Origin of the sequence: Streptomyces sp. cg35, assembly GCF_050410835.1 — a bacterium.
GTDB lineage: Bacteria > Actinomycetota > Actinomycetes > Streptomycetales > Streptomycetaceae > Streptomyces.
Window position 1 is genome coordinate 4787501 of sequence record NZ_CP191268.1, and the last position, 26498, is coordinate 4813998.

23 protein-coding genes and 2 rRNA genes (1 of these 25 cut by a window edge) are annotated in these 26498 nt (G+C 69.1%); 10 read left to right on the forward strand and 15 right to left on the reverse strand.

What is annotated here, in order from left to right:
- Both ACQUQD_RS21735 and rrf read left to right on the forward strand, forming a co-directional pair.
- Nucleotides 1–2955, forward strand: a 23S ribosomal RNA gene (locus ACQUQD_RS21735); it begins 168 nt to the left of the window's first position.
- Between the two features lie 89 nt (nucleotides 2956–3044).
- Nucleotides 3045–3161, forward strand: a 5S ribosomal RNA gene (gene rrf, locus ACQUQD_RS21740).
- A gap of 51 nt (nucleotides 3162–3212) precedes the next feature.
- Here the strand turns inward: rrf and ACQUQD_RS21745 are convergent.
- Genes ACQUQD_RS21745 through ACQUQD_RS21760 form a run of 4 tightly spaced genes read right to left on the reverse strand, consistent with a single transcriptional unit; the run spans nucleotide 3213 to nucleotide 6868 of the window.
- Nucleotides 3213–3926 carry a response regulator gene (locus ACQUQD_RS21745; RefSeq protein ID WP_428953788.1) on the reverse strand — a complete coding sequence of 238 codons (714 nt, stop codon included), beginning with the start codon at nucleotides 3924–3926 and terminating at the stop codon, nucleotides 3213–3215.
- Nucleotides 3923–5161: a sensor histidine kinase gene (locus tag ACQUQD_RS21750; protein ID WP_428953789.1), complete on the reverse strand. Its 1239-nt coding sequence runs from the start codon at nucleotides 5159–5161 to the stop codon at nucleotides 3923–3925. Before ACQUQD_RS21750 ends, ACQUQD_RS21745 begins: the two co-directional genes overlap by 4 nt.
- A 13-nt stretch (nucleotides 5162–5174) precedes the next feature.
- The gene (locus ACQUQD_RS21755) at nucleotides 5175–5948 is read right to left on the reverse strand and encodes an ABC transporter permease (protein WP_428953790.1); all 774 of its coding nucleotides are present in this window, start codon (nucleotides 5946–5948) and stop codon (nucleotides 5175–5177) included.
- Complete coding sequence (locus ACQUQD_RS21760; protein WP_428953791.1) at nucleotides 5945–6868, reverse strand: ATP-binding cassette domain-containing protein; 924 nt, start codon at nucleotides 6866–6868, stop codon at nucleotides 5945–5947. The genes ACQUQD_RS21755 and ACQUQD_RS21760 overlap by 4 nt, the downstream gene beginning before the upstream one ends.
- A 106-nt stretch (nucleotides 6869–6974) precedes the next feature.
- On the opposite strand from ACQUQD_RS21760, the gene ACQUQD_RS21765 reads away from it, so the two are divergent.
- Nucleotides 6975–7541: a GNAT family N-acetyltransferase gene (locus ACQUQD_RS21765; protein ID WP_428953792.1), complete on the forward strand. Its 567-nt coding sequence runs from the start codon at nucleotides 6975–6977 to the stop codon at nucleotides 7539–7541.
- Here the strand turns inward: ACQUQD_RS21765 and ACQUQD_RS21770 are convergent.
- Together ACQUQD_RS21770 and ACQUQD_RS21775 are read right to left on the reverse strand one after the other, a co-directional pair.
- On the reverse strand, nucleotides 7532–8119 hold the full coding sequence (locus ACQUQD_RS21770) for an NADPH-dependent FMN reductase (protein WP_428953793.1): 588 nt from the start codon (nucleotides 8117–8119) through the stop codon (nucleotides 7532–7534). The two genes, ACQUQD_RS21765 and ACQUQD_RS21770, sit on opposite strands and share 10 nt — an antisense overlap.
- Before the next feature lie 95 nt (nucleotides 8120–8214).
- Nucleotides 8215–9735 carry an MFS transporter gene (locus ACQUQD_RS21775; protein ID WP_428953794.1) on the reverse strand — a complete coding sequence of 507 codons (1521 nt, stop codon included), beginning with the start codon at nucleotides 9733–9735 and terminating at the stop codon, nucleotides 8215–8217.
- Nucleotides 9736–9824: 89 nt separating this feature from the next.
- Here ACQUQD_RS21775 and ACQUQD_RS21780 point away from each other — a divergent pair, with 89 nt between their 5' ends.
- Nucleotides 9825–10484, forward strand: a complete 660-nt coding sequence (locus ACQUQD_RS21780) for a TetR/AcrR family transcriptional regulator (protein WP_428953795.1) — start codon at nucleotides 9825–9827, stop codon at nucleotides 10482–10484.
- On the opposite strand, the gene ACQUQD_RS21785 is transcribed toward ACQUQD_RS21780, so the two are convergent.
- The 6 genes from ACQUQD_RS21785 to ACQUQD_RS21810 all read right to left on the reverse strand — a co-directional run bounded on the left by ACQUQD_RS21785 (nucleotide 10481) and on the right by ACQUQD_RS21810 (nucleotide 17730).
- On the reverse strand, nucleotides 10481–12001 hold the full coding sequence (locus tag ACQUQD_RS21785) for a type IV secretory system conjugative DNA transfer family protein (RefSeq protein WP_428957622.1): 1521 nt from the start codon (nucleotides 11999–12001) through the stop codon (nucleotides 10481–10483). The genes ACQUQD_RS21780 and ACQUQD_RS21785 overlap by 4 nt on opposite strands.
- A 2-nt stretch (nucleotides 12002–12003) precedes the next feature.
- Nucleotides 12004–13419 (reverse strand): ATP-binding protein, encoded by a 1416-nt coding sequence (locus ACQUQD_RS21790; RefSeq protein ID WP_428953796.1) that lies wholly within the window; start codon nucleotides 13417–13419, stop codon nucleotides 12004–12006.
- A gap of 37 nt (nucleotides 13420–13456) precedes the next feature.
- Nucleotides 13457–15016, reverse strand: a complete 1560-nt coding sequence (locus ACQUQD_RS21795; protein ID WP_428953797.1) for an SCO6880 family protein — start codon at nucleotides 15014–15016, stop codon at nucleotides 13457–13459.
- The gene (locus ACQUQD_RS21800) at nucleotides 15013–16374 is read right to left on the reverse strand and encodes a hypothetical protein (protein WP_428953798.1); all 1362 of its coding nucleotides are present in this window, start codon (nucleotides 16372–16374) and stop codon (nucleotides 15013–15015) included. The genes ACQUQD_RS21795 and ACQUQD_RS21800 overlap by 4 nt, the downstream gene beginning before the upstream one ends.
- On the reverse strand, nucleotides 16364–17179 hold the full coding sequence (locus tag ACQUQD_RS21805) for a hypothetical protein (RefSeq protein WP_428957623.1): 816 nt from the start codon (nucleotides 17177–17179) through the stop codon (nucleotides 16364–16366). The genes ACQUQD_RS21800 and ACQUQD_RS21805 overlap by 11 nt, the downstream gene beginning before the upstream one ends.
- Before the next feature lie 242 nt (nucleotides 17180–17421).
- Nucleotides 17422–17730 (reverse strand): hypothetical protein, encoded by a 309-nt coding sequence (locus ACQUQD_RS21810; protein ID WP_188337772.1) that lies wholly within the window; start codon nucleotides 17728–17730, stop codon nucleotides 17422–17424.
- Between the two features lie 333 nt (nucleotides 17731–18063).
- On the opposite strand from ACQUQD_RS21810, the gene ACQUQD_RS21815 reads away from it, so the two are divergent.
- Entirely contained in the window at nucleotides 18064–19074 is a 1011-nt protein-coding gene (locus tag ACQUQD_RS21815; RefSeq protein ID WP_428953799.1) for an NlpC/P60 family protein, read from the forward strand.
- A gap of 177 nt (nucleotides 19075–19251) precedes the next feature.
- Complete coding sequence (locus ACQUQD_RS21820) at nucleotides 19252–19971, forward strand: phosphatase PAP2 family protein (protein WP_428953800.1); 720 nt, start codon at nucleotides 19252–19254, stop codon at nucleotides 19969–19971.
- 293 nt (nucleotides 19972–20264) lie between these two features.
- Here ACQUQD_RS21820 and ACQUQD_RS21825 read toward each other — a convergent pair whose 3' ends face one another.
- The gene (locus ACQUQD_RS21825) at nucleotides 20265–21833 is read right to left on the reverse strand and encodes an FAD-binding oxidoreductase (protein ID WP_428953801.1); all 1569 of its coding nucleotides are present in this window, start codon (nucleotides 21831–21833) and stop codon (nucleotides 20265–20267) included.
- A 373-nt stretch (nucleotides 21834–22206) separates the two neighbouring features.
- On the opposite strand from ACQUQD_RS21825, the gene ACQUQD_RS21830 reads away from it, so the two are divergent.
- Both ACQUQD_RS21830 and ACQUQD_RS21835 read left to right on the forward strand, forming a co-directional pair.
- Nucleotides 22207–23013, forward strand: a complete 807-nt coding sequence (locus ACQUQD_RS21830) for a hypothetical protein (RefSeq protein WP_428953802.1) — start codon at nucleotides 22207–22209, stop codon at nucleotides 23011–23013.
- A 100-nt stretch (nucleotides 23014–23113) separates the two neighbouring features.
- Nucleotides 23114–23299 carry a hypothetical protein gene (locus tag ACQUQD_RS21835; RefSeq protein WP_428953803.1) on the forward strand — a complete coding sequence of 62 codons (186 nt, stop codon included), beginning with the start codon at nucleotides 23114–23116 and terminating at the stop codon, nucleotides 23297–23299.
- Between the two features lie 46 nt (nucleotides 23300–23345).
- Here the strand turns inward: ACQUQD_RS21835 and ACQUQD_RS21840 are convergent, their stop codons facing one another.
- Nucleotides 23346–23690: a metal-sensitive transcriptional regulator gene (locus tag ACQUQD_RS21840; RefSeq protein WP_428953804.1), complete on the reverse strand. Its 345-nt coding sequence runs from the start codon at nucleotides 23688–23690 to the stop codon at nucleotides 23346–23348.
- A gap of 199 nt (nucleotides 23691–23889) precedes the next feature.
- Between ACQUQD_RS21840 and ACQUQD_RS21845 the strand changes: the two genes are divergently transcribed.
- Together ACQUQD_RS21845 and ACQUQD_RS21850 are read left to right on the forward strand one after the other, a co-directional pair.
- A complete protein-coding gene (locus tag ACQUQD_RS21845; RefSeq protein ID WP_111665497.1) occupies nucleotides 23890–24510 on the forward strand; it encodes a DUF47 domain-containing protein in 621 nt (206 codons plus the stop codon).
- A gap of 9 nt (nucleotides 24511–24519) precedes the next feature.
- Complete coding sequence (locus tag ACQUQD_RS21850; protein ID WP_428953805.1) at nucleotides 24520–25518, forward strand: anion permease; 999 nt, start codon at nucleotides 24520–24522, stop codon at nucleotides 25516–25518.
- Nucleotides 25519–25689: 171 nt separating this feature from the next.
- Here ACQUQD_RS21850 and pstB read toward each other — a convergent pair whose 3' ends face one another.
- Nucleotides 25690–26466, reverse strand: a complete 777-nt coding sequence (gene pstB / locus ACQUQD_RS21855) for a phosphate ABC transporter ATP-binding protein PstB (RefSeq protein WP_428953806.1) — start codon at nucleotides 26464–26466, stop codon at nucleotides 25690–25692.
- Nucleotides 26467–26498 lie beyond the last annotated feature (32 nt).

Consider the following 26498-nt stretch of genomic DNA (forward strand, 5'->3'; position numbering starts at 1 on the left):
AGGCAGTGTGGAGGGAACGCGGGGAAGTGAAACATCTCAGTACCCGCAGGAAGAGAAAACAACCGTGATTCCGGGAGTAGTGGCGAGCGAAACTGGATGAGGCCAAACCTACGGCGTGTGAGACCCGGCAGGGGTTGCGTCGTGGGGGTTGTGGGATCTCTTTTCTACGGTCTGCCGGCCGTGGGACGAGTCAGAAACCGTTGATGTAGGCGAAGGACATGCGAAAGGTCCGGCGTAGAGGGTAAGACCCCCGTAGTCGAAACGTCAGCGGCTCGTTTAAGAGACACCCAAGTAGCACGGGGCCCGAGAAATCCCGTGTGAATCTGGCGGGACCACCCGTTAAGCCTAAATATTCCCTGGTGACCGATAGCGGATAGTACCGTGAGGGAATGGTGAAAAGTACCGCGGGAGCGGAGTGAAATAGTACCTGAAACCGTGTGCCTACAAGCCGTGGGAGCGTCGCGCAAGGAACTTGTTCCTTGCGTCGTGACTGCGTGCCTTTTGAAGAATGAGCCTGCGAGTTTGCGGTGTGTTGCGAGGTTAACCCGTGTGGGGAAGCCGTAGCGAAAGCGAGTCCGAATAGGGCGATTCAGTAGCGCGCTCAAGACCCGAAGCGGAGTGATCTAGCCATGGGCAGGTTGAAGCGGAGGTAAGACTTCGTGGAGGACCGAACCCACCAGGGTTGAAAACCTGGGGGATGACCTGTGGTTAGGGGTGAAAGGCCAATCAAACTCCGTGATAGCTGGTTCTCCCCGAAATGCATTTAGGTGCAGCGTCGTGTGTTTCTTGCCGGAGGTAGAGCACTGGATAGGCGATGGGCCCTACCGGGTTACTGACCTTAGCCAAACTCCGAATGCCGGTAAGTGAGAGCGCGGCAGTGAGACTGTGGGGGATAAGCTCCATGGTCGAGAGGGAAACAGCCCAGAGCATCGACTAAGGCCCCTAAGCGTACGCTAAGTGGGAAAGGATGTGGAGTCGCAGAGACAACCAGGAGGTTGGCTTAGAAGCAGCCACCCTTGAAAGAGTGCGTAATAGCTCACTGGTCTAGTGATTCCGCGCCGACAATGTAGCGGGGCTCAAGCGTACCGCCGAAGTCGTGTCATTGCAGCAAGAGGGCCAACGCCTGCTGTGATGGGTAGGGGAGCGTCGTGTGCCGGGTGAAGCTGCAGCGGAAGCTAGTGGTGGACGGTTCACGAGTGAGAATGCAGGCATGAGTAGCGATACACACGTGAGAAACGTGTGCGCCGATTGACTAAGGGTTCCTGGGTCAAGCTGATCTGCCCAGGGTAAGTCGGGACCTAAGGCGAGGCCGACAGGCGTAGTCGATGGATAACCGGTTGATATTCCGGTACCCGCTGTGAAGCGTCAAACATCGAATCCAGTGATGCTAAGGCCGTGAAGCCGTTCCGGACCCTTCGGGGAATGGAAAGTGGTGGAGCCGCCGGCCCAAGTTGGTAGTAGGTGAGTGATGGGGTGACGCAGGAAGGTAGTCCAGCCCGGGCGGTGGTTGTCCCGGGGTAAGGGTGTAGGCCGTGCGATAGGTAAATCCGTCGTACTTGTGGCTGAGACCTGATGCCGAGCCGATTGTGGTGAAGTGGATGATCCTATGCTGTCGAGAAAAGCCTCTAGCGAGTTTCATGGCGGCCCGTACCCTAAACCGACTCAGGTGGTCAGGTAGAGAATACCGAGGCGTTCGGGTGAACTATGGTTAAGGAACTCGGCAAAATGCCCCCGTAACTTCGGGAGAAGGGGGGCCATTCCTGGTGATGAGTCTTGCACTCTGAGCTGGGGGTGGCCGCAGAGACCAGCGAGAAGCGACTGTTTACTAAAAACACAGGTCCGTGCGAAGCCGTAAGGCGATGTATACGGACTGACGCCTGCCCGGTGCTGGAACGTTAAGGGGACCGGTTAGTCAAGATTCGTCTTGGCGAAGCTGAGAACTTAAGCGCCAGTAAACGGCGGTGGTAACTATAACCATCCTAAGGTAGCGAAATTCCTTGTCGGGTAAGTTCCGACCTGCACGAATGGCGTAACGACTTCTCGACTGTCTCAACCATAGGCCCGGTGAAATTGCACTACGAGTAAAGATGCTCGTTTCGCGCAGCAGGACGGAAAGACCCCGGGACCTTTACTACAGTTTGATATTGGTGTTCGGTTCGGCTTGTGTAGGATAGGTGGGAGACTGTGAACTCTGGACGCCAGTTCAGGGGGAGTCGTCGTTGAAATACCACTCTGGTCGTGCTGGATGTCTAACCTGGGTCCGTGATCCGGATCAGGGACAGTGTCTGATGGGTAGTTTAACTGGGGCGGTTGCCTCCCAAAGGGTAACGGAGGCGCCCAAAGGTTCCCTCAGCCTGGTTGGTAATCAGGTGTTGAGTGTAAGTGCACAAGGGAGCTTGACTGTGAGACCGACGGGTCGAGCAGGGACGAAAGTCGGGACTAGTGATCCGGCGGTGGCTTGTGGAAGCGCCGTCGCTCAACGGATAAAAGGTACCCCGGGGATAACAGGCTGATCTTCCCCAAGAGTCCATATCGACGGGATGGTTTGGCACCTCGATGTCGGCTCGTCGCATCCTGGGGCTGGAGTCGGTCCCAAGGGTTGGGCTGTTCGCCCATTAAAGCGGTACGCGAGCTGGGTTTAGAACGTCGTGAGACAGTTCGGTCCCTATCCGCTGTGCGCGTAGGAGTCTTGAGAAGGGCTGTCCCTAGTACGAGAGGACCGGGACGGACGAACCTCTGGTGTGCCAGTTGTCCTGCCAAGGGCATGGCTGGTTGGCTACGTTCGGAAAGGATAACCGCTGAAAGCATCTAAGCGGGAAGCCTGCTTCAAGATGAGGACTCCCACCCCCTTTGAGGGGTTAAGGCTCCCAGTAGACGACTGGGTTGATAGGCCAGATCTGGAAGCACCGTAAGGTGTGGAGGTGACTGGTACTAATAGGCCGAGGGCTTGTCCTCAGTTGCTCGCGTCCACTGTGTTGGTTCTGAAACCACGAACAACCGTCGAAGCCGATTGGCTACGGCTCCGGTTGACAGTTTCATAGTGTTTCGGTGGTCATAGCGTGAGGGAAACGCCCGGTTACATTCCGAACCCGGAAGCTAAGCCTTACAGCGCCGATGGTACTGCAGGGGGGACCCTGTGGGAGAGTAGGACGCCGCCGAACTATTGTTGAGAAAAGCCCCGGACCGGGATACGGTCCGGGGCTTTTCTGCGTTTAGGCGGGCTCCACCAATTTGGCGTCGTACGCCACTATCACCGCCTGGACCCGGTCCCGTGCCCCTGTCTTCGCCAGAATGCGGGAGACATGCGTCTTCACCGTCGACTCCGCGAGATGGAGGCGGGCGGCGATCTCCGTATTGGTCCAGCCCTGGGCGATGACCGTGAGGATCTCCCGTTCGCGGTCCGTCAGGGAAGCGACGCGGGGATCGGGCGGCGCGGGGGAGCCCGGTGCGGCCGGGAGATGGTGGACGTAGGCGTCGAGGAGACGGCGGGTCAGGGCGGGGGCCACGATCGCGTCGCCGGCCGCCACCGCACGGACGCCCGCGAGGAGCTCCTCCGGGAGTGCGTCCTTGATGAGGAAGCCGGAAGCGCCGGCGCGCAGTCCCGCGTACGCGTACTCGTCCATGTCGAACGTGGTGAGGATGAGGATGCGCGGGGCGTTCTCCGCGTCGGTCGACACGATGCGGCGTGTGGCCTCGATGCCGTCCATGCCCGGCATGCGGATGTCCATCAGGACGACGTCCGGGCGCAGTTGTGACGCGAGGCGGACGGCCTCGCTGCCGGTGCCCGCCTCTCCCGCGACCCGCAGATCGTCCTGGCTCTCCAGGAGCATGCGGAAGCCGAAGCGCTGCATGGGCTGGTCGTCGACGATGAGGACCGAGGTGGCCGGCGACGAAGGCGGATGCGGGGGAAGGGGCGTGGGGTTCACGTGGTCGATTCCTTGGGGACAGGGAGATGGGCCGTGACCCGCCAGCCGCCGGTGGGCCGCGGGCCGGCCTCAAGTGTGCCGTTGTAGAGGGACGTTCGCTCGCGCATTCCCGTCAGACCGCGGCCGCCCGGGACCGGGGTGCCGCCGCGGCCCGTGTCCGTGACCGTGAGCGTGACGGCGTCGGCGGCGTAGGAGAGGTCGACGGTGGCCGTGACCTTCGGGCCCGCGTGCTTGAGGGTGTTGGTCAGGGCCTCCTGGAGGATGCGGTACAGGGCGAGTTGGGTGCCGGGCGGGAGCGGGGAGGGCGGTTCGCCGATGGGCGACAGGTGCACCGGCAGGCCCGCGGTGCGTACGCCGTCGATGAGGGCGTCGATGTCCGCGAGGGCGGGCTGCGGGGCGAACTCCGGTCCGGTGGGCGGGGTTTCCTCGCGCAGTACGTCCAGGAGGCGGCGGAGTTCGGTGAGGGCCTGGCGGCTGGTGGTGGCGATCGCGGTGAGGGCCTGGCCGGCGCGTTCCGGGTTGCGGGCGGCCGCGTAGGAGCCGCCGTCGGCGAGGCCGGTGATGACGGAGAGGTTGTGGCCGATGATGTCGTGCATCTCGCGGGCGATCCGGGCGCGTTCCGCGGCGGCCGCGAGCTGGGCCTGCTGGTCGCGCTCCACCTCGAGCTGGCGGGCCCGTTCGACGAGGGAGTTCGTGTAGTCCTGGCGGCTGCGGACGGCGATGGCCAGCGCGGCGACCAGGGCGAGCGACCAGACCTGGGGCACGACCTGGGCGTCCCAGCTGCCCCTCGGGAAGCGGACGACGGCGACCACGGCCGGGATCAGGGTCAGGGCGCAGGCCAGCAGCAGGGCGCGCATGCGGGCCCGCAGCGCCACGTTGAAGACGACGAAGAGCTGGAGCAGGGCGGCCTGGAGGAGGGCGCCGGTCGCGCTGTTCACGACGCCGGCCGCCACCATGACCGTCAGCGCGGCCAAGGGGCGGGTGCGGCGCCACAGCAGCGGCACGGACAGGGCGAGGCTGAGGAGGAGCACGAGCCCGCCGGGCACCTCGGTGTTCCCGGCGGTGCTCTTCCAGCCGTCGCCCGCCCAGTCGACCAGGGCCGCGATGACACCGAACCCCGTCACGAGCAGGTCCCACGGCAGCGGGCGGCGCCGGTCGTAGGCGCGCACCCGCCGGGCGGCGCGGTGCAGGAACTGGCTGGTGCGGGGCTCGGGCCCGCCGGCGGTCGGTGTCACGCGCTCATCCTGGTCATACGTCGCGCCGCTTGAGAAGGAGTCCGGCTGCGGCCAGCACGGCGGCCGCCCACAGGACGAGGGAGACGAGCGCGGTGAGCGGGGCGTTGTGGTCGGCCACCGGGGCGATCGAGCCGAGGGACTCCGCCGACTTCGCCGGGAAGAACTTCAGGGCGCTCTGCACGGCGTCGTAGCTGATCATCTGGAGGACCTCGGGCAGGATCATGACGGCACCGACGAACGCGCCGATGGCGGCCGGGACCGAGCGGCACAGGGCGCCGAGGCCCAGGGCGGTCAGGCTGAGCAGGGTGACGCCCGCGGCGTTGCCCGCGAGGGCGCCGAGGACTCCGGAGTCCGTCAGGGACAGTGCCTTGTCGGTGTCGGAGAGCCAGATCTGGGCCAGCAGGAACGTCACGGTGTTCGTCACGAAGGTGAAGGTGAAGGCGCACGCGGTGAAGACGGCGGCCTTCGACCACAGGACGGGCAGGCGGCGCGGAACCGCCGCCATGGTGGCGCGGACCAGGCCCGTCGAGTACTCGCTCGCCGTGATCAGGATGCCGAGGACGGCGACGCAGATCTGGGAGAGCTGGGTGCCGAAGAGAGTGAAGACGACGGTGTCGATGTTCGCGTCGTCGCCGTCGTACGTGGAGCCCATGACGAGGCCGACCGTGACGACCAGGGCGGCGGCCAGGCCCAGCGTCCACCAAGTGGAGCGCAGCGTACGGAACTTGTGCCATTCCGAGGTGAGGACACGGCGCGGGGTCACGGCGTAGGCGGTGGGGGTCGTCATCGGGTGGCTCCTGTCAGGGCCGTGGTCGCCTGGTACTCGACCGCGTCGTGGGTGAGGTTCATGAAGGCCTGTTCCAACGAGGCCGTCCGGGGGCTGAGTTCGAAGAGGGGGATGGTGTGGGCGGCCGCGATCCTGCCGATGTCGGGGGCTTCGAGGCCGCGGACGTGCAGGGTGTCGGGTGCCTCGGTGGTGGTGTCGGCGCCGGTCAGGAGGTCGCGCAGGCGGGCGGCCTCGGGCGTGACGACCTTGACGTAGGCGGCGCCGGATTCACGGACGAGGTCGGCGACCGTGGTGTCCGCGAGGAGGCGGCCGCGGCCGATGACGATCAGGTGGTCGGCGGTCAGCGCCATCTCGCTCATCAGGTGCGAGGAGATCAGGACCGTACGGCCTTGCTGGGCAAGGGATTTGAGGAGGTTGCGGATCCACAGGACGCCCTCGGGGTCGAGGCCGTTGACGGGTTCGTCGAGGACGACCGTGGCCGGGTCGCCGATCAGGGCGGCGGCGATGCCGAGACGCTGGCCCATGCCGAGGGAGAAGCCCTTGACCCGCTTTCCTGCGACGTCCGTGAGGCCGGTGAGGCCGAGGACGTGCTCGACGCGGGAGCGCGGGATGCCGTGGGTGTGGGCGAGCCCCATGAGGTGGTGGAAGGCGGTGCGGCCCGGGTGGACGGCCTTCGCCTCCAGGAGCGCGCCGACCTCGCACAGGGGCGCGTGGTGGGTGGCGTAGGAGCGGCCGCCGATGGTGGCGCGGCCGGAGGTGGGGGCGTCGAGGCCGAGCAGCATGCGCAGGGTGGTGGACTTGCCGGCGCCGTTCGGGCCGAGGAAGCCGGTGATCGTGCCGGGTTCGACGGTGAAGGTCAGATCGTCGACGACGGTCTTGTCGCCGTACCGTTTGGTGAGGCCGAGGGCTTGGATCGTCATGGCTATGAAGGTGCCGTGAGGTGGCCCTGGGCCGCGTCCGCCCCGGGCACCCGGCCACGGAACATGCTGTAGTACCCAGGTACTACGGGCCCGTAGGGTGCGGCGCATGGACCACGAGATCCGCGCCGTGCGCGCCGACGAGTGGCGGGCCGTGAAGGAGCTGCGGCTCGCCGCGCTGCGGGACCCGGTGGCCGCGCTGGCGTTCCTGGAGACGTACGAGCAGGCGGCGGCGCGGCCCGACAGCTTCTGGCAGGACCGGGCGTCGGGGGCGTCGCACGGCACGTCGGCCCGGCAGTTCGTGGCGGTGGGACGGGACGGCGTGTGGGCCGGGACCGTGGTGGTGCTCGTCGAGGAGGCGGGCGCCGAGGACTTCTTCGGGCAGGTCGTCGAGCAGCGGCAGGCGCAGCTCGTCGGGGTGTTCGTACGGCCCGAGGACCGGGGGCGCGGGCTGACGGAGGAGCTGTTCTCGGCGGCGGTCGACTGGGCGCTGGGGCAGGACGGGGTGACGCGGGTGCGGCTGCACGTCCACCAGGACAATGCGCGGGCCGAGAGGTTCTACCGGAGGTTCGGGTTCGTCCGCACCGGAGGGGCCGTCCGGAATCCGTCCGACCCCTGCAAGGTGGATCACGAGATGGTGTTCGGCGCGGACGCGGCCGGCGCGGTTCAGGCGTAGGGGCGTTCGGCGCGGGCCGTGCGCAGGGCGTGGGCCCACCAGTCCAGCTGGTCGAGCAGGACCTTGGCGGCCTGGCCCGCGCCCTGCGGATCGTGGGCCGTGCCGTCCTCGGTGAAGTGGCCGGGGGTCGCGCGGTGGAAGCTGACGCCGTCGCGGACCGTGACGGCGTGCAACTCGGCGAAGACCAGACGGAGTTGTTCCACCGCGCGCAGGCCGCCGCCGACGCCGCCGTACGACACGAAGCCGACCGGCTTGGCCTTCCACTCCTGGTGGTGCAGGTCGATGAAGTGCTTCAGGTGGGCCGGGAAGCTGTGGTTGTACTCGGGCGTGACGATCACGTAGGCGTCGGCGGCGTCCACCCGTGCGGCCAGCTCGGCCTGCTCCGGGGTGTGCGGGTGGCCCCAGGCCGGGTGGGTGTCGGGCAGCGTCAGGTCGGCCAGGTCGATGACGTCGAAGTGGGTGTCGGGGGCGTGGGTCCTGGCCTGGCCGGTGAACCAGGTGCCGACGGTGGGGGCCAGGCGGCCGTCGCGGGTGGAGCCGACGACGACGGCGACGCGGAGGGGGCTGTTGACGGACATGGCGGGTTCTCCTTGGGGGCGGTGGATGGTGGTGGGCAAGAGAGGACCTGGCGGGTCCACGAGAGGCCTGGCGGGTCACCGAGGCCCTGGTGGATCTACGCAGCTGTCGTGGTGAGGGCCTTGTCCGTGCTCGGTGTCTGAGGCTGTGCGCCCCGGCGTCCGGGGCGCAGCAGGGTGTACGTGACGGCCGCCAGCGCCGCCATCAGGCCCGTCACGGTCCACAGCGTCACGCGCCACGCGGCCGTGAACTCCTGGGCGTGGCCGCCGGAGCCCGCGGTCACATGGGCGGCGAGCGGGCCCGACCCGACCCGTGATGTGACGGCGGCGAGCAGCAGCGCGCCGAAGACCGTGAGCATGACGGCGCCGATGCCGCCGCGGACCGTGTTGAGGAAGCCGGAGGCCATGCCGACCTCGGACGGGGCGACCATCGACAGGGCCTGGGCGTCGATGATGCCGATGGACAGGCCCTGGCCTGCGCCGATGGTGAGCAGCGGGCCCGCGAGTGCGCCGGCGGTGATGCCGGGGTGCAGGGTGGTGAGCCAGGCGTTGCCCGCGGCGATCAGCAGCAGGGACAGCACCAGCAGGTGGCGGGCGGGGACGCCCCGGTTGACGAGCCGGGCGCCGAGCGGGGGCAGGGCGAGGATCGGCACCGTCATCAGCAGGAGCGTCAGGCCGGCCGCGCGGGCCGTCGTGCCGCTCGCGCCCTGGAGGTAGGTGGGCAGGAAGGTGAGGGCGCCGGTGGTGCCCGCGCCGAGGCCGAAGGAGCCGACGGCCCAGCCGAGGAACGCCGGGTTGCGGGTGAGCCGCAGATCGAGGATCGGGCGGCCCGAGCCGGTGCGGACGATGCGCTGTTCGACGCGTACGAAGATGAGGAGGAGGGCCGGGGCGAGGGCGGCCGGGAGCAGCGTCGCGGCCGATGTCCAGCCGGACTTGGCGCCCTGGGTGACCGCGAAGAGGGCGAGCGCGAGGCCCGCGATGAACGCCGCCGCGCCCGCCTTGTCCACGCGCGGCCGGGTCGCGGCCCGGGACTCGCTCATCAGGCGGGTGCCGACGAGGACGACGAGGCCCACGGCGACGTAGGACAGGAAGGTGGCGCGCCAGCCGACCGCGTCGACGAGCCAGCCGGAGAAGGTCGGGCCGAAAGCGAGGCCGAGGCCCGACGTGGTGCCGAGCGAGGCGAAGACGCGGGTGCGGGCGGGGCCGGTGAAGGTCGCGGCGAGCAGCGAGCCGCCGCTGGCCATGACGCCCGCGGCGCCGATGCCGGAGACCAGGCGGGCCGCGTCCAGGAGCAGGATGTGCTGGACGAGCGCCGAGGCCAGGGTGCCGGCCGTGTAGAGCGCGGCGCCGAGCGTGAGGATCCGGCGGCGGCCGTAGAGGTCGCCGAGTGACCCCGCGACCAGCATGAACGAGGACGCGGCGAGGAAGTAGCCGACGACCACCCACTGCAGGGCGGCGCCCGATGCGTCGAGGTCGGCGCCGATACGGGGCAGGGCCACCGTGGTCCCGGACATGGCCATCGGGAGCGTGAGCATGCCGAGGAGGACGACGATCAGGGTGAAGGTGGGGCGGCGGCCGCCGGACGCGGGGGCCGCCGATGCCTGGGGGTCGGTTGCCATGGCGATAAAGTACAACCGTGGTTGTAGTAAGTGCAACGGTCGTTGTATCTAGGTCGCTGTGCCTAGGCTGGACGGGACGGAGGTACGGGATGGCGGATCAGCACGGGCAGGGCCCGCGCAAGGGCACGGTCGAGAAGCGGCAGGCGCTGCTGCGCGGCGCGCGCACGGTGTTCGGGCGAGAGGGGTACACCCGCGCGGGCATCGACGAGATCGCGGCCGAGGCCGGGGTCTCGACGCGCACCCTCTACAACCACTTCGGCGGCAAGGAGAACCTGTTCCGCGAGGTGCTGATGGACAGCGCCGCCAGCGTCACGGCGGCCCATGTCGCGCTCATCGAGCGGCACTTGGGCAAGGTGACGGACGTCGAGAAGGACGTCCGCTCGCTCGCGCGGGAATGGCTGGGGCGGCGCGGTGAGCACGGCCCGCACATGCTGCTCGTCCGGCAGATCATCTCGGAGGGCTCGCACCTGCCCGCCGATGTCGTCGAGGAGTGGCAGCGGATCGGGCCGCGGGCGGTCGCGGAGGCGGTGCGCGAGCGGTTCGCCGAGCTCGGCGCGCAGGGCCTGTTGGCCGTCGACGCGGCCAACTCCCTGGAAGCGGCGCGGTACTTCCTGCTCCTGACCGCCGGATCGGTCACCGTGGACACGTTCTTCGGGGTCGTGCCGATGTCCGACGCGGAGGTCGACGCGCGGGTGGAGCGCGGCGTGGATGTCTTCCTGCGGCTGTACGCGAACCCGAAAGCGGCCTAGAAGGTCGGGAGTTCGGCGTCCGGCCAGCGGCTTCGGCCCTGTTCCCGGGACCGGAGCAGGGCCAGGGTCGGCAACCCCCGGTCCGCTCCGGTGGCCAGCAGCTCCGGTAGCTGGGGAAGTGGAGCCACCGCCGCGACGTCGTCCAGGACGAGCGTCATTGGTGGGTCGAGCCGGCCGGCAGGTGACCTTTCGGCCATGCGGCGGCCGTGCTCGACCACGCTGGAGGCGAGGGCCGTCAACAGGGGCATCGCGCCGGGATTCCCCTTGGGGTCCTCGATTGCTTCACCCACCACATAAAGGGTGCCCCCTTCGTCGACGAAGGAATCCAGGGTGAGCGCATCAGTTCGGTTGGGGTTGCACGCCTCGCGGATGTGGACCGAGAAGAGGGAGGACAGCGCGCGGGCCGTCAACTCCTGTGCCATGTCGCGGCGTTCGGGATGCGAGGTCAGCGCCGCCTCCAGCTCACCCGCGGAGCCCGCGGCCGCCTTCGGGTTCGTGCGCAGGATGCGTACGGCGTCCTGGACCTGGCTGCCCTGCGCCCAGCGGTGGACGAGCCGGAACGGCTTGCCGTCGACCGCGGCCGCGTGCAGGTAGCTGCGCAGCAGCGTGTCGGCGGTCTCGGCCACCGCCGAGTCGAGTCTGGCCGTCGGTCTTATCGGGGCGAGGAGCGCCGTCGCGCGGCCGGCCGCCGTGGCCTTGTCCGCGCAGCCCGACGCGGGGTTCCAGTGCATGCGGGCCGGGGTGTCGCAGCGGTGCGTCGGGTCGTACAGGAGGACCGGACCGAGCTTGGCCCGGGCGTCCTTCGTCTCCGCCCACACCTCGGGAGCGGAGGTGATGACCAGGGCCGGGCCCTCGGCGTCGCGGATCGCCTGGACGGCCAAGGGGTGGCGGTCGGCCGGGGGGCCCAGGAGGACGGGGCCGCGGGGAGCGGGCAGGGCGGCGGGGACCGCCGGTTCGACGAGAGGCTCCGACGGTGCCTGCTCGACGGGCAGGGGCGCGGGTGCCGGCGCGGCCGGGGGCGTCTCCTTCGTCAGGGCCGGCGGCGGCACGGGCGTGACGGCCGGCGGCGCCGGTACGGGCTCGGCGGCGGCGCCGGTGGCCACCGCCTCGCGCTCCTGGCGGGGCGCCGGGGCCCGCTCGGCGGCCGCGGTGCGGTTCGCCCGCACCGCCCGCCACCGGGCCACCGTGCCCGCCACGAAGATCGTCAGCACCACCAGGATCATCAACTGCCCGATGAACAGCCCCCAGAAGAGGCCGTACCCGGAGAGCTCCGCCTTCGGGGTGTTCGGCCAGGCGCCCGGCATGTCATGAGGCTTGGCGATCAAGTAGCGCATGGCCAGCGGCGTATGACCGAACGTCACCTGCGACGGCCAGGCGCCCTTGGCGAACAGACCCGCCAGGCCCGTCGCCGACCACACCATGATCGTCATGCCCAGCAGGAACGCCAGGACGCCGAGCAGGAGACCGTCGGGGATGCCCCGGCCGCGCTCGTCGCGGTACCGCCGCTCGTCCCGCATCGTCACGCCACCGTGGACTCGGAGGAGTCGCTGAGGCGCTGCTCGACGAAGGCCGCCGCCCGCTCCTCGGCCTCCAGCTCGGCGGCGTACAGGGCGTCGTCGCCGGTCGTGTCGCTGGACGACTCGGTCATGGCGCGGTCGGTGAAGACCAACGGGCGTTCCGTCTCGGTGACCAGGTGTTTGACCACCTGGACATTGCCGTTGACGTCCCAGACCGCGATGCCGGGGGTGAGGGTCGGGATGATCTCGACCGCCCAGCGCGGCAGACCGAGGACCCGGCCGGTGGCTCTGGCCTCGTCTGCCTTCTGCGCATAAATGGTCCGTGTCGACGCCATCTTGAGGATCGCCGCCGCCTCCTTGGCCGCCGCCCCGTCGACCACGTCGCTCAGGTGGTGCACGACCGCCACGAAGGACAGGCCGAGCCGCCGCCCGAACTTCAGCAGACGCTGGAACAGCTGCGCCACGAAAGGCGAGTTGATGATGTGCCAGGCCTCCTCGACCAGGAAGATGCGCTTCTTCCGGTCGGGCCGGATCCAGGTGTGCTCCAGCCACACGCCGACGATCGCCATCAGGATCGGCATCGCGATCGAGTTCCGGTCGATGTGCGAGAGGTCGAAGACGATCAGCGGGGCGTCCAGGTCGATGCCCACGGTCGTCGGGCCGTCGAACATGCCCCGCAGGTCACCGTCGACGAGCCGGTCGATCACCAGCGCGACATCGAGACCCCACGCCCGTACGTCCTCTATGGCCACGTTCATGGCCTCGGCCGACTCCGGCTCCGGGTGCCGGAGCTGCTCGACGATGTCGGTCAGCACCGGCTGGCGCTCGACGATCGTCTCGTTCACGTACGCGTGCGCGACCTTGAGCGCGAACCCGGACCGCTCGTCGAGGCCGTGCCCCATCGCGACCTCGATGATCGTGCGGAGCAGCGCGAGCTGCCCCGTCGTGGTGATCGCCGGGTCCAGCGGGTTCAGCCGGATGCCCATGTCGAGCGCGGCCGTCGGGTCGAGCCGGATGGGAGTTATCCCCAGCTCCTGCGCGATCAGGTTCCATTCGCCGACCCCGTCCTCGCCCTGCGCGTCGAGGACGACGACCTGCCGGTCCCGGAACCTCAACTGCCGCAGGACGTACGTCTTCTCCAGGGCCGACTTGCCGTTGCCGGACTCGCCGAGGACCAGCCAGTGCGGGGCCGGCAGCTGCTGCCCGTACAGCTGGAAGGGGTCGTAGATGTAGCCCTTGCCGGAGTACACCTCGCGGCCGATGATCACGCCCGAGTCGCCGAGGCCGGGCGCGGCGGTCGGCAGGTAGACGGCCTGCGCCTGCCCCGTCGACGTACGCACCGGCAGCCGGGTCGTCTCCACCTTCCCGAACAGGAAGGAGGTGAAGGCGTCCGTGAGGAGCGACAACGGATCCCGCATGAGCGTGCCTACCTTCTGGCCTTGGGGGAGTACGGGACTACCGTCGGATGCCGGTGGCGAACGGCAAGGTGTTCACGAATGCCCGGTGGTGCTCCCGGTCGCACCACTCCAGCTTCAGGTACGACTTCCCGGCCGAAGCCCGGATAGTGCGCTTGTCGCGGGCGAGCGCGTCCGGGTTGCGGGACGAGACCGTGATGTAGCCGACGAGGTTGACCCCCGCCGCGCCGCTGGCCAGGTCCTCGCCGCGCTGGTCGAGGCGGCCGTGGGCGGCGATGTCGCGGGGGTCGACGGTCCGGTTCATCTTGGCGGCGCGGGACGCGTCCGCCTCGTCGTTCGTCTTCTCGGTCAGCATGCGCTCGATCGCGACCTCCGTCGGCTCCAGGTCCATCGTGACGGCGACGGTCCGGATGACGTCCGGGGTGTGGACGAGCAGCGGCGCGAGGAAGTTGACGCCGACCGGCGTCATCGGCCACTCCTTGACCCAGGCGGTGGCGTGGCACCAGGGCGCGCGCGTCGACGACTCCCGGGTCTTCGCCTGCAGGTACGTCGGCTCCATCGCGTCGAGCTCGGCGGGCCAGGCGTTGCGCTTCGTCATCGCCTGGATGTGGTCGATGGGGTGGTCCGGGTCGTACATGGAGTGGATGAGCGAGGCGAGCCGCCCCTGTCCCAGCGGCTGCCGAACGCGGATGTCGGCCTCCTGGAGGCGCGAGCAGATGTCGGTCAGCTCGCGCGCCATGACGACGGCGAGGCCCGCGTCCCGGTCGACCTTCTTGCCGGCCTTCGGGCGGGTGGCCCGCGCCATCGCGTTCGCCTCAGCGGCCAGCTCGCGCGTGTAGTGCATGCAGGCCACGAGGTAGGCGCGGTGCTGCTCGCTGCTGGTCGACACCATGGACTGCAGCTGGTCGTACGACTCCTGCAGCCAGCCCAGGGAACGGCCGTCGCCGCGAACGGCCACGTCCTTGGCGTGCGCGTCCGGGTCGGCGGGCAGGGTGCGGGCCAGCATCTGCAGGCGGGTCACGAACCCGTCGCCGTTGGCCACGTGCTTCAGCAGGGTGCCGAACCGGTCGACCAGCGCCTCCTGGTCCTCCGAGTCGCGCAGCCCGACGCCCGGGCCCTCGATCTCGATGGCGGCGGTGACGGTACGCCGGTCGGCGTGCAGGAGCACGGCGATCTCGTCCGGGCCGAACGGCGCGGCGAGCCACGTCAGCCGGCCGATGCCCGGCGGCGGCCCGACCTCGACCTCACGCCCGTCGAACCGGACCCCGGCCTCCATCGCCCGCGAGCGGTAGGCGGTGCCGCGCTTCAGCGAACGCTTGTAGCTCCGGTTGATCTCGAACCACTTGTAGAAGGTGCGGTTCTTGTACGGCACGTAGACCGCGGCGAGCGCGACGAGCGGGAAACCCATCAGCAGCACGATCCGCAGGGACAGAACAGGGACGAGCAGCCCGCACATCATGCCGAGGAACGCCCCGCCGATGATCAGGGCGATCTCGCCGGACTCGCGGTTCCTGCCGACGATCGCGTTCGGCCGGGCGCGGCCGATCAGATATGTACGGCGGGGCGTGACCGGAGGGGACACATGGGACTGGGTCGTCAACGCCCTGCACCTCCTTGCGGTTTGCCGTTGCTGTTGATGCCGGAATTGCCACCACCGCTACCGCGGCTGCCCGCGTGCGGAGTGTTCGTGGGGCTCGTACGGGGCGGAGGTGCGGCGGAGGGGACAGTTCCGCCGCCGCTCCCTGAGGCGGCCGGGCGCGTGCTGTGCGCGGCCACGCCGCCGGACGCGGGGTTGGCGGGCCGGGCCTGGCTGGCACCGCCGCCCTGACCTCCGCTGTCCGCGCGGGCGCTGTGGGTCTTGATGCCCTGCGAGACGAGTGCGGCGGGCGAGGTGAACGCGGCGGCTGCCTTGCCCTCGGCGCCCTGCATGATGCGGTTCTTCCGTACGTTGGCCATCTCGTCGCCGAAGCCCGGGACGAAGCGGTAGATCATGCCGCTCGCGAAGATGGCGAGCAGCACGATGGCGAGGCCGGAGACGACCGCGGCCAGCGAGTCGGGCCCGTCGCCGCTGCTGGACAGGGCGCCCGCGAGGCCCAGCACGATCACGATGACCGGTTTGACGAGGATGACGGCGACCATGATCCCGACCCAGCGGCGGACATGGCCCCACAGGTTCTTGTCGACGAGCCCCGAGTACACGACGACGCCGAGCAGGGCGCCGACGTACAGCAGCACGGCACGCAGATACAGCTCCAGGTAGAGCACGCCGGCCGCGACGATGGACACCAGCGACACGACGATCAGCATGATCGGGCCGCCGCCGATGTCGTCGCCCTTCTTCAGGGCCTCGGAGAACGTCCCGAAGAACGTGTCCGTCTGATTCCCCGTCGCCTTCGCCAGGACGTCGGTGACGCCGTCCGCCGCGGACACGACGGTGTACAGGATGAGCGGCGTGAAGGCCGAGGCGAGGACGGTCAGCCAGAGGAACCCGATGGCCTCCGAGATCGCCGTGCTCAGCGGCACGCCGCGCACGGCCCGCTTCGCGACGGCGAGCAGCCACAGCAGGAGCGTGAGGATGGTCGACGCGGCGAACACGACGGCGTACTGCTGCAGGAACTTCTGATTGGTGAAGTCGACCGTGGCCGTCTTCTGCACGGCTTCACTGAGCTTGTCGACGGTCCAGGACGCGGCGTCGGCACAGCCCTTGGCGAGGCTGGAGAGGGGGTCGAGGGGGTTGGTGGTGCCCGGCGGCATGTCGCCGCCGCCTCCGGTGCTCCCGCTGCCGCTGTCGTCGCGCGAGCAGTACTTCTTGGCGGGGCCGATCAGAAGGTCGCAGGGGTCGCTCGACGGGTCGGGGTCCGGCGCCGCGAAGACGCGGGTGGCCGTCAGCACGGCCACGGCCTGTACGGCAGCGACCGTCGCGGTGAGCCTGAGCGCCAGGCGTGGACTACCGGGCATAGGAGAACCCTCCGTACTCCTCGATCGCCTTGCTGATGTCGTCGGAGTTGGAGGCACGTTCGTCGCCGGGGACGGGCGTCGGGCCGCTCTTCTGGGAGTCCGAGGTGATCTTCCAGTCGTCACCGGACCATTGGAGGGTGAAGGTCCAGGTCTGCCAGGACGTGGTGACGGGGTTGGTCGAGCCGGTCCCGGAGATGCCGAGGAGCCCCATGTACCAGACCGACACCTTGGCGGTGCCGTCGCTGTACTGCAGCGTCTTGGTGCCCACCGGGACGGTCCGGGAGACGAACGTGCTGCCCTGGGGCGGGTTGCCGTTCGCGTCGAGGCCGAGCTTGTTCAGGAACTCGGCGGAGTAGGCCTTGTCCATGGGGCCCTTGAGCTTCGCCGCCGCTGCGGGCGTGTAGATGCCGTCCACGATGGCGTGCCGTCGGTCCGCGCTGAACATGCCGTCCCCGCCCAACTGAACCGCATAATTCGCCGCCGCCGACTGAACCCCCTGCTCATCGTGTGCGAACCCCGACCCCACCGGCTTCGTGCCGGTCGGGGACGTGGGGGAGGACTTCGCGCCGGAGCCCGTACTTCCGCTCCCGCCGGAGGCATCGTCGTCGTCGCCGCCCCTGTTCGCGAAGGCGATCGCCGCGATCAGGAGCACCACGACGCCGACCACCGTGACCAGGGAACGGGACGAGGAGCGGCCGGGTCTGCGCGCGCCTCCGTACACGTCGCCGCCCGACCCCTCGGGCAGCCGGGTCCGGGTCTGCCCGGTGCCGCCGTAGGTGTCGTCGTGCCGGTCGTCGAGACTCATCGCGGGCACGCCCCCTCAACCTCTTGCTGAACCGCCGCATCCACCGGATACGACGGTAGCCGTGCTGGTTCCCGCGCGGGCGCGGTGTGGTGACTCGACATCAGGGAGACGCAACCTCAGCCGGTGGGCACGACAGGACAGGTGGGGTAGAAGGCCTAGGACAGGTAACCGGGTGGGACCGGACCGAAACTGACGGTACGTTCGCCGCAGGACGTACGGCGAAGGGACCGGGCGTCGCCGGGCTAGACGGCCATGCCGTACACGATCGTGAAGAGCGTCCCGAGCGAGCCGATGATGAAGACCCCGGTCAGGCCCGCGATGATCAGGCCCTTGCCCTGCTCGGCGCTGAAGGTGTCGCGCAGGGCCGTGGCCCCGATCCGTTGCTTGGCCGCGCCCCAGATCGCGATGCCGAGGCAGAGCAGGATGGCTACCGCCATCACCACCTCGATCATCACGCGTGCCTCGTTGCCCAGAGTTCCGAACGGGCCCCAGTCGGGGGCGATCCCGCCGATGATGGTCGTGATGTCGCCCTTTTCGGCTGCCAGCAGCATGTGTAACTCACCGCCCCATGTGGGTAGTTCTGTCGCCCCCGCCGCAGCGCAGAGGTCAGGCCCATTCTTGCTCAGATTGGCGCGGATGCCTGCACACTTGGCGCCATTCGTTGGCCGAGTTCCTACGGTCCCGCGGTCGCCGGGCCGCCTCACGGGCGGTTCCGTATACGAGGGAACGTATGGTCACTCTGTGTATCACGCCTGGTCACGCCGGGCAATGACGGTTCGTGGTGTCCCTCTCCGAGGGTCGCCCGGGGAACTCCCGGCCGGGCGGCCGGAGCCCCTCTAGACTGTGACGTCGGTGGACTCCCGTGCGGCGAAGGGCGGTTGACGGTGCGTAAGGCGTGGATCGTCGCAGGGTCGGCCGTCGCGGGGGGAACCGGGTTCGTGACGCTGCTCGTCGTCGGCACCTATATGGCCGCCGGGAGCCTGACGAACGGGGTCGGGCAGGGCGCCGTAGGCCTCGCCAAGGGGGCCGTGCCGGTCGCCTACCAGTCGCTCGTGCAGAAGTGGGGCAATCTGTGCCCCGCGATCAACCCGGCGCTGCTCGCCGCGCAGCTCTACCAGGAGAGCGGCTTCAACCCGAAGGCCACGTCGCCGGCGAAGGCGTACGGCATCGCGCAGTTCATCTCCGGGACCTGGGCCGCGCACGGCGTCGACGGGGACGGGGACGGGGACCGCGACATCTGGGACCCGAACGACGCGATCCCGTCGGCCGCCAGTTACGACTGCAAGCTCGCCTCGTACGTGAAGGACGCGCCCGGCGACCCGACGAAGAACATGCTGGCCGCGTACAACGCGGGGGCGTACGCCGTCATCAAGTACAAGGGCGTGCCGCCGTACCGCGAGACGCAGAACTACGTGAAGACCATCACGACCCTGGAGAAGAGCTTCGCGCGGCCCGTGGGGCGGGTGCAGCCCTCGCAGCAGGCCGCGAGCGCCATCTACTACGCGCAGAAGAAGCTGGGGACCCCTTATCTGTGGGGCGGGAACGGGACGGCCGACCAGGGCGGGCGGTTCGACTGCTCCGGGCTGACGAAGGCCGCGTACGAGAGCGTGGGCGTCACGCTGCCGCGTGTCGCCAATGACCAGTACAACGCCGGGCCGCACCCGAAGCGGGACGAGTTGCTGCCGGGGGACCTGGTCTTCTTCTCCGACGACCTCACCAACAGCCGGGCCATCCGGCACGTGGGGATCTATGTGGGGGGCGGGTACATGATCGACGCGCCGCGGACCGGGGCGGTCATCCGCTTCGACCCGGTCGACACCCCGGACTACTTCGGGGCGACGCGGGTCACCGAGGACGGTGCCAAGGCGCTGCCGAGCAAGTCGCCCGAAGTGTGACGTGGCTGGAACTCTCCGTTAAGGCCTGGCCCTGAGCTGCGGGTTTCTGTCTCTCTTCGATAACGTCTGCGTGATCATTCGGTGGAGTGTGGAACGTAGGCGGTGGGACCGTGCGTTCCTCTTGCTGAACCGGAAAACGACCACGGGGGTGGCTGAAGACGAAGGGGCCGCTGAATCATGGCTGGACTCGAGGCGATCGAGAGTTCCGGGTCGAACCCTGACGTCTCCCTGCTCTACGACATCAACGGGCTGACGGACGACACTCCGGGCTGGTTCGACCGCGCCATGGCGTTCGTCGGCGAGTACGGGATCCTGCTCGGGCTGGTGCTCGTGGTCCTGTGGTGCTGGTGGGGCGCGCGCAAGCGGAACGCGCTCGAGGACGCCGCCTCGTCCGTCGCCGCCGTCGTGTGGGCGCCGCTCGCCGCGGCCGTCGCCGTTCTGGTGAACGTGCCGATCCGGTCATTCGTCGAGCGGCCGCGGCCCTTCAAGGACCACGAAGGGCTCACGCTCCTGGTCCACGGGAAGAACGACTTCTCGTTCGTCAGCGACCACGCCACCCTCGCCATGGCCATGGGCGCCGCGCTCTTCGTCGCCCACCGCAAGCTCGGCCTGGCCGGGATCGGGCTCGCCGTCCTCGAAGGGTTCTGCCGGGTCTTCATGGGCGTGCACTACCCGACCGATGTCGTCGGCGGGTTCGCGCTCGGCACCGCCGTCGCGCTGCTGCTCTCGCCGCTCGCCTCGGCGCTGCTGACGCCGCTGGCCAGGGCGATCGGGCGGTCCCGTGCCGCGTGGCTGGTCTGGTCGCCTAGGGCTGCGACACCGGCTCGGGGAGCGGTGGAGCTTCCTGAGGCGCGAGGGTCGTCCGGCTCCGCCGAGGAGCGGGACCTGGCCGCGTAGCGGTCTCGCCGCGGCCGAGGGCGAGTCCGGTGGCGCCGGCCGCCAGGGCGACCGTGGCGGACGCCGCCGCGAGCGGACCGGCCTCCGGGTGGGCTGATCCGCCGTCAAGAGCGGCCGCCGTGGCGGCACCCAGGGTGAGGACGGCGGCGGTGGCCGCGGTGGCGGCGACTATTCGGGGAGTGTTCATGAATTCAGCGCAACCCCGCCCGGGGGTCTGGGCCACCCGAGGGCGTGTCGCGTGCTCCATACGGGGTGGGGGTTCCCCGGTCCGGCCCCTCCGGGACCGGGCGTGACTACAGCGCCTGCGGGAAGCTGAAGAACCCTGACGGGTCGTACCTGCGCTTCACCTTCGTCAGCCGGCCGGCCGCGTCGCCGTAGTAGGCCTTCTTCCAGTCCGTCAGGGTCGCGTCCGTGTAGTTCTGGTACGCCGCCCCGGACGCGTACGGGCGCATCGCGTCGTGCGCCTTTTTCAGCCAGCCCCGGGCCGTCGTGCCGGACGTGCCGGGGCGCCACGACACGATGTACTGCGCGAGCATCCGCGAGCGGCGGTGGACGAACGCCGTGGCGGTCGGGTCGACCCGGTTGATCGCGCCGCCGAGCGCCGTCAGCGCGACCGAGCCCGCGCCCGCCGACACCGTCTCCAGCTGCCTGAGCAGGGCGCGCACCCCCGCGTCCGACAGCGAGGCGTCGAAGAAGTCCGAGTGCGCCGCGTACGTCTCGCGCTGCAGCGCGCCCTGCGGGGAGCGGCCGGGAGTGGCGCCGGGGAGGTGGCACTGGGCGTCGGAGGAGAAGGCGGAGCAGCCCGCGTAGACCTCCATCGACTCCTCGTACGAGCGGCGCTTGAGCGAGACCGAGGTGGACGGCCCCGGGCCGCCGGGGCCGTCGGCGAGCCGGTCGACGGCGTTCTGGAGCTCGGTGTACGTGCCGAGCGAGAACGCCGACACGGAGATGGTGGGGCGGCCGCCCGCCGCGTTCGCCACGTGCAGCGACGACCAGATCTCGTCGGGCTGGTCCGGGCCCCACTTCTGCCAGGCCTTGAGGACCGTCGCCGCCTTCGACCAGGGCCACGTCATGTACGCGGACACGGCCTGCGGCGCGGGGTGCGTCTTGAAGCGGAGCTCCGTGACGACGCCGAACTGGCCGTTGCCCGCGCCGCGGAGCGCCCAGAACAGGTCCTTGTTCGTCGAGGAGTCCGCGGTCAGCTCCTTGCCGTCCGCCGTGATCAGAGTGGCCCGCGTGAGGCTGTCGCAGGTCAGGCCGTACGCCCGGGACACCACTCCGTGGCCGCCGCCGAGGGTGAGGCCCGAGACGCCGACCGTGGGGCACGAGCCCGCCGGGATGGTGACGCCCTTCGCGGCCAACGCCCGGTAGACGTCGATGAGTTTCGCGCCCGCGCCGACGACCGCCTCGCCGCCGGTGACGCGGACGCTCTTCATGCGGGACACGTCGAGGATCAGCCGGCCGTCGCCCGAGGACCAGCCCGCGTACGAGTGGCCGCCGTTGCGGATGGCGACCGGGACCTTGCGGGCGCGGGCGTACGCGAGGGCCGTACGGAGGTCGTCGGGCCCGGCGGCGTACGCCACCGCGCTGGGCTTCAGCGTGTCGTAGCGGGTGTTGTAGAGCTGACGGGCCGCCGCCCACGCCGACTGGCCGGGGCGGACCAGGGAGCCGTCGAGGTCCTTGGCCAGCGCGTCCAGGTCGGCCGCGGCGCGGACCGTGGCGCTCGCGCTCGTGGAGCGCACCGGGGCCGACGCCGAGGACGACGAGGACGCCGGCGCGGGGCTGTCGCCCGCGTCGCAGGCGGCGGTCGCGCCCGCGGTGAGTGCGGCCGCCGAGGCCGCTATGAACGTACGCCGCTGCATGCCGTGTCTCCCTCGGCCACCCGTTGCTTCCCGGGGTACGAGACGAGATCCGGGAGCCGTGGGTTCCCGCCGGCTGCTATGCGGCCCGGGCGTGCTCCTCCGCATCCGAACGGGCCTTGCTGCGCGCGCGTCTCGCGGGGCCGCGCCAGCCGCAGGTGCACCGGGCCAGGCAGAACCGGCCCTGCTCCACGACCGTCGTCGCATGATCCTGCTGCTGTTGTGCCACCCGGCCACGGTAGCGGGCTCATGTAAACCCCCCGTTCGCGTGACGGTCGACCCTACTCGTCGTTAACCCGGGCAACAGCGGGGCCGCAGACGCACGGACAGGCTTGGGGGTAGACAAGCGATGGTGGTGCAGCAGCACGGGCGCCCGATGAGAAGAGCGGCGGCGGCCGTCGCCGCGGCGGGGATCGTGGCCGGTGCCGGCGGATGCGGCGGTGGCGCCGAGGCGGGGGACCGGACCGCCGATCCGGCCCAGGCCGTGCGCCAGGCCGCCGACCGGCTGGTGCGCGAGGGCAGTTCCCAGGCGCGTACGTCGATGGAGATGGCCAGCGGCGGCACCCGGATCACCATCCGGGGCTCGGGCGTCTACGACTACCGCAAGGGCCTGGGCGAGCTGAAGGTGCAGCTGCCGCAGGACGCGGCCGGCGCCCAGGAGCACCGGCCGATCACCGAACTCCTCGCCCCCGGCGCCCTTTTCATGAAGAACCGGGGCGCGGGTGTGCCCGCCGACAAGTGGGTGCGGGTCGACACCGCGTCGCTGACCGACGGCAATCTCGTCACGGGCGGCGCCACCGATCCGCTCGCCGCGGTGGAACTGCTGCGGGGCGTGCGCAGGGCGACGTACGAGGGGGAGGCCGACGTGGCCGGGGTGCCGACGCGGCACTACAAGGGGACTCTCGATCTCGGCGCCGCCGCGAAGGCCGCGTCCGCGGGGAACAAGGGGGCGCTCGCCGCGGCGGCGAAAGGGTTCGGCAAGGGGCCGGTGCCGTTCGACGTGTACCTCGACGACGACGGTCTGATCCGCAAGGTCCGGCACCGCTTCAGCTTCGCCAACACGCAGCAGAAGAAGGACGTCGCGGTGGCGTCGACGACCCTGTTGTACGGGTTCGGGAAGCCCGCGAGCGTCCGGCTGCCTCAGAAGGGGGACATCTTCGCGGGTGAGGTCGCCGAGAAGTAGGGGGTCCTGTGGGGGGCCGTAAATGGTTCTTCCGTGCCATGCGCGGTGAGTAGAGCGCTCCCTACTCTGGGAAGTCGACCCCCGATGGCTGGAAGAGGTGATGAACGTGGCTCCCGTTGGTGGTACAGCGGTTCAGGACCACGTCGCCCTCGCCGAGATCGAGCTGTGCGGTGAATTGATCATCGCGGCGTCCGCGGTCGCCGAGGGGCGGCTCAGCGCGGACCGGATCGACGAGGTGCTGCAGGTCGCCGAGGCGTTGCCCGGCGGCTCGGACGGCGAGGACTGAACCCGCAGAACAAGAGTCCCGGGCCAGGCCCCCGCCTGGGAACTCATCAGGTGCGCAGCAGTCGCGCGATCGCCTTCGTGGCCTCCTCGACCTTGGCGTCGATCTCGTCGCCGCCCTTGACCGCGGCGTCGGCCACGCAGTGCCGCAGGTGCTCCTCCAGGAGCTGGAGCGCGAAGGACTGCAGGGCCTTCGTGGAGGCCGAGACCTGGGTGAGTATGTCGATGCAGTAGACGTCCTCGTCGACCATCCGCTGCAGCCCGCGGATCTGGCCCTCGATCCGGCGCAGGCGCTTGAGGTGTTCGTCCTTCTGATGGTGGTACCCGTGGATGCCGCGGTCGTGGTCGGTCACGATCTCGGCCGTGGGTTCCGCTTCTGTCGCGTCCGTGGTCATCGTGTCCGACCTCCCGTTGTGATCCATATACCCCCGGTGGGTATATGGTACCGAATTTTCCCAGGGTCCGGGCCGTTCACGGGACCCAGTGCTGATCACTGTGCCTGATGGGCGACACTGGGGGAACGCCGGTTAGCCGTGGCCGGATGATGCGCCTAGCATCAGCCTGACCGAATCCAGAGCACCCCGAGGACCCCACGTGCGCTTTCGTCTGACCCCCAGGGAGACGAGCTTCTACGACATGTTTGCCGCGTCCGCGGACAACATCGTCACGGGCTCGAAGCTCCTGATGGAACTGCTCGGGGCGGATTCCTCCGCCCGGGCCGAGATCGCGGAGCGGATGCGGGCAGCCGAACACGCCGGTGACGACGCCACCCACGCGATCTTCCACCAGCTGAACTCCTCCTTCATCACGCCGTTCGACCGCGAGGACATCTACAACCTCGCGTCGTCCCTCGACGACATCATGGACTTCATGGAGGAGGCCGTCGACCTGGTCGTCCTGTACCAGGTCGAGGAGCTCCCCAAGGGTGTGGAGCAGCAGATCGAGGTGCTGGCGCGGGCGGCCGAGCTGACCGCCGAGGCCATGCCGAACCTGCGCACCATGGACAACCTCACCGAGTACTGGATCGAGGTCAACCGTCTGGAGAACCAGGCCGACCAGATCCACCGCAAGCTGCTCGCGACGCTCTTCAACGGCAAGTACGACGCCATCGAGGTGCTGAAGCTCAAGCAGATCGTCGATGTGCTGGAAGAGGCCGCTGACGCCTTCGAGCACGTGGCCAACACGGTGGAGACCATCGCCGTGAAGGAGTCCTGAGGCCGGCTCATGGACACCTTCACACTGATCGTGACGATCGGCGTCGCGCTCGGATTCACGTACACGAACGGCTTCCACGACTCCGCGAACGCGATCGCCACATCCGTATCCACCCGTGCGCTGACGCCTCGTGCGGCACTGGCCATGGCCGCGGTGATGAACCTGGCCGGTGCCTTCCTCGGCAGCGGTGTCGCCAAGACGGTCAGTGAGGGCATCATCGCGACGCCCGAGGGCCAGAAGGGCATGGGCATCCTGTTCGCCGCCCTCGCGGGCGCGATCGTGTGGAACCTCATCACCTGGTACTTCGGGCTGCCCTCGTCGTCGTCGCACGCGCTGTTCGGCGGCATGGTCGGCGCGGCCCTGGCCGGTGGGACCACCGTGTACTGGTCCGGCGTGCTCGAGAAGATCGTCATCCCGATGTTCACGTCGCCGGTGATCGGTCTCGTCGCCGGTTACCTGGTGATGACGCTCATCATGTGGCTGTTCCGGCGCTCCAACCCGCACAAGGCGAAGCGCGGATTCCGTATCGCGCAGACCGTCTCGGCGGCCGGCATGGCGCTCGGGCACGGTCTGCAGGACGCGCAGAAGACCATGGGCATCGTGGTCATGGCGCTCGTCATCGGCGGCCACGAGACGTTCGAGGACCCGATTCCGGTCTGGGTCAAGATCGTGTGTGCCGTGATGCTGTCGGCCGGTACGTACGCCGGTGGCTGGCGGATCATGCGGACCCTGGGTCGCAAGATCATCGAGCTGGACCCGCCGCAGGGGTTCGCCGCGGAGACCACGGGCGCCTCGATCATGTTCGGCTCGGCGTTCCTGTTCCACGCGCCGATCTCCACGACGCACGTCATCACCTCGGCGATCATGGGTGTCGGTGCGACGAAGCGGGTGAACGCCGTTCGCTGGGGTGTCGCCAAGAACATCGTCATCGGGTGGTTCATCACGATGCCGGCGGCGGCGCTGGTCGCCGCGGCGAGCTACGGCATCGTCTATCTGGCCTTCGGCTGAGTTTCGGCTCACCGCCGGTGGGGCTGGTCGCGCAGTTCCCCGCGCCCCTGAAAGACAGGCCCACCCGGCCCAGGCACTGAAAAGGCCCGCCCCCTCTCGGGGGCGGGCCTTTTCTCTTGCCTCGTGGCGGCACCGCCATGCAGCGCCACGAGGGGTCGGTGGGGGTGTGGGCTAGCCGAAGCGGCCCGAGATGTAGTCCTCGGTGGCCTGGACCGACGGGTTGGAGAAGATGCGTTCCGTCTCGTCGATCTCGATGAGCTTGCCGGGCTGGCCGACCGCCGCGAGGTTGAAGAACGCGGTGCGGTCCGAGACGCGGGCCGCCTGCTGCATGTTGTGCGTCACGATGACGATCGTGAAGCGCTCCTTGAGCTCGCCGATCAGGTCCTCGATGGCGAGCGTGGAGATCGGGTCGAGGGCCGAGCAGGGCTCGTCCATCAGCAGGACGTCGGGCTCGACCGCGATGGCGCGGGCGATGCACAGCCGCTGCTGCTGACCGCCGGACAGGCCCGAGCCGGGCTTGTTCAGACGGTCCTTGACCTCGTTCCAGAGGTTGGCGCCCTTGAGCGACTTCTCCACCACGTCGTTCAGCTCGGACTTCTTGTACTTGCCGTTGAGCTTCAGGCCCGCCGCCACGTTGTCGAAGATCGACATCGTGGGGAAGGGGTTCGGGCGCTGGAAGACCATGCCGACCGTGCGGCGCACGGCGACCGGGTCGATGTGGCTGCCGTACAGGTCCTCGTCGTCCAGCAGGACCTTGCCCTCGACGCGGCCGCCGGGGGTGACCTCGTGCATCCGGTTGAGGGTGCGCAGGAACGTCGACTTGCCGCAGCCCGACGGGCCGATGAAGGCCGTCACCGAGCGGGGCTCGACCGTCATCGAGATGTCTTCGATCGCCTTGTGGGAGCCGTAGTAGGCGGTGAGCCCACTGACGTCGATTCGCTTGGCCATAACTAGTTCACTTCCGATACGTCGCTACGTAT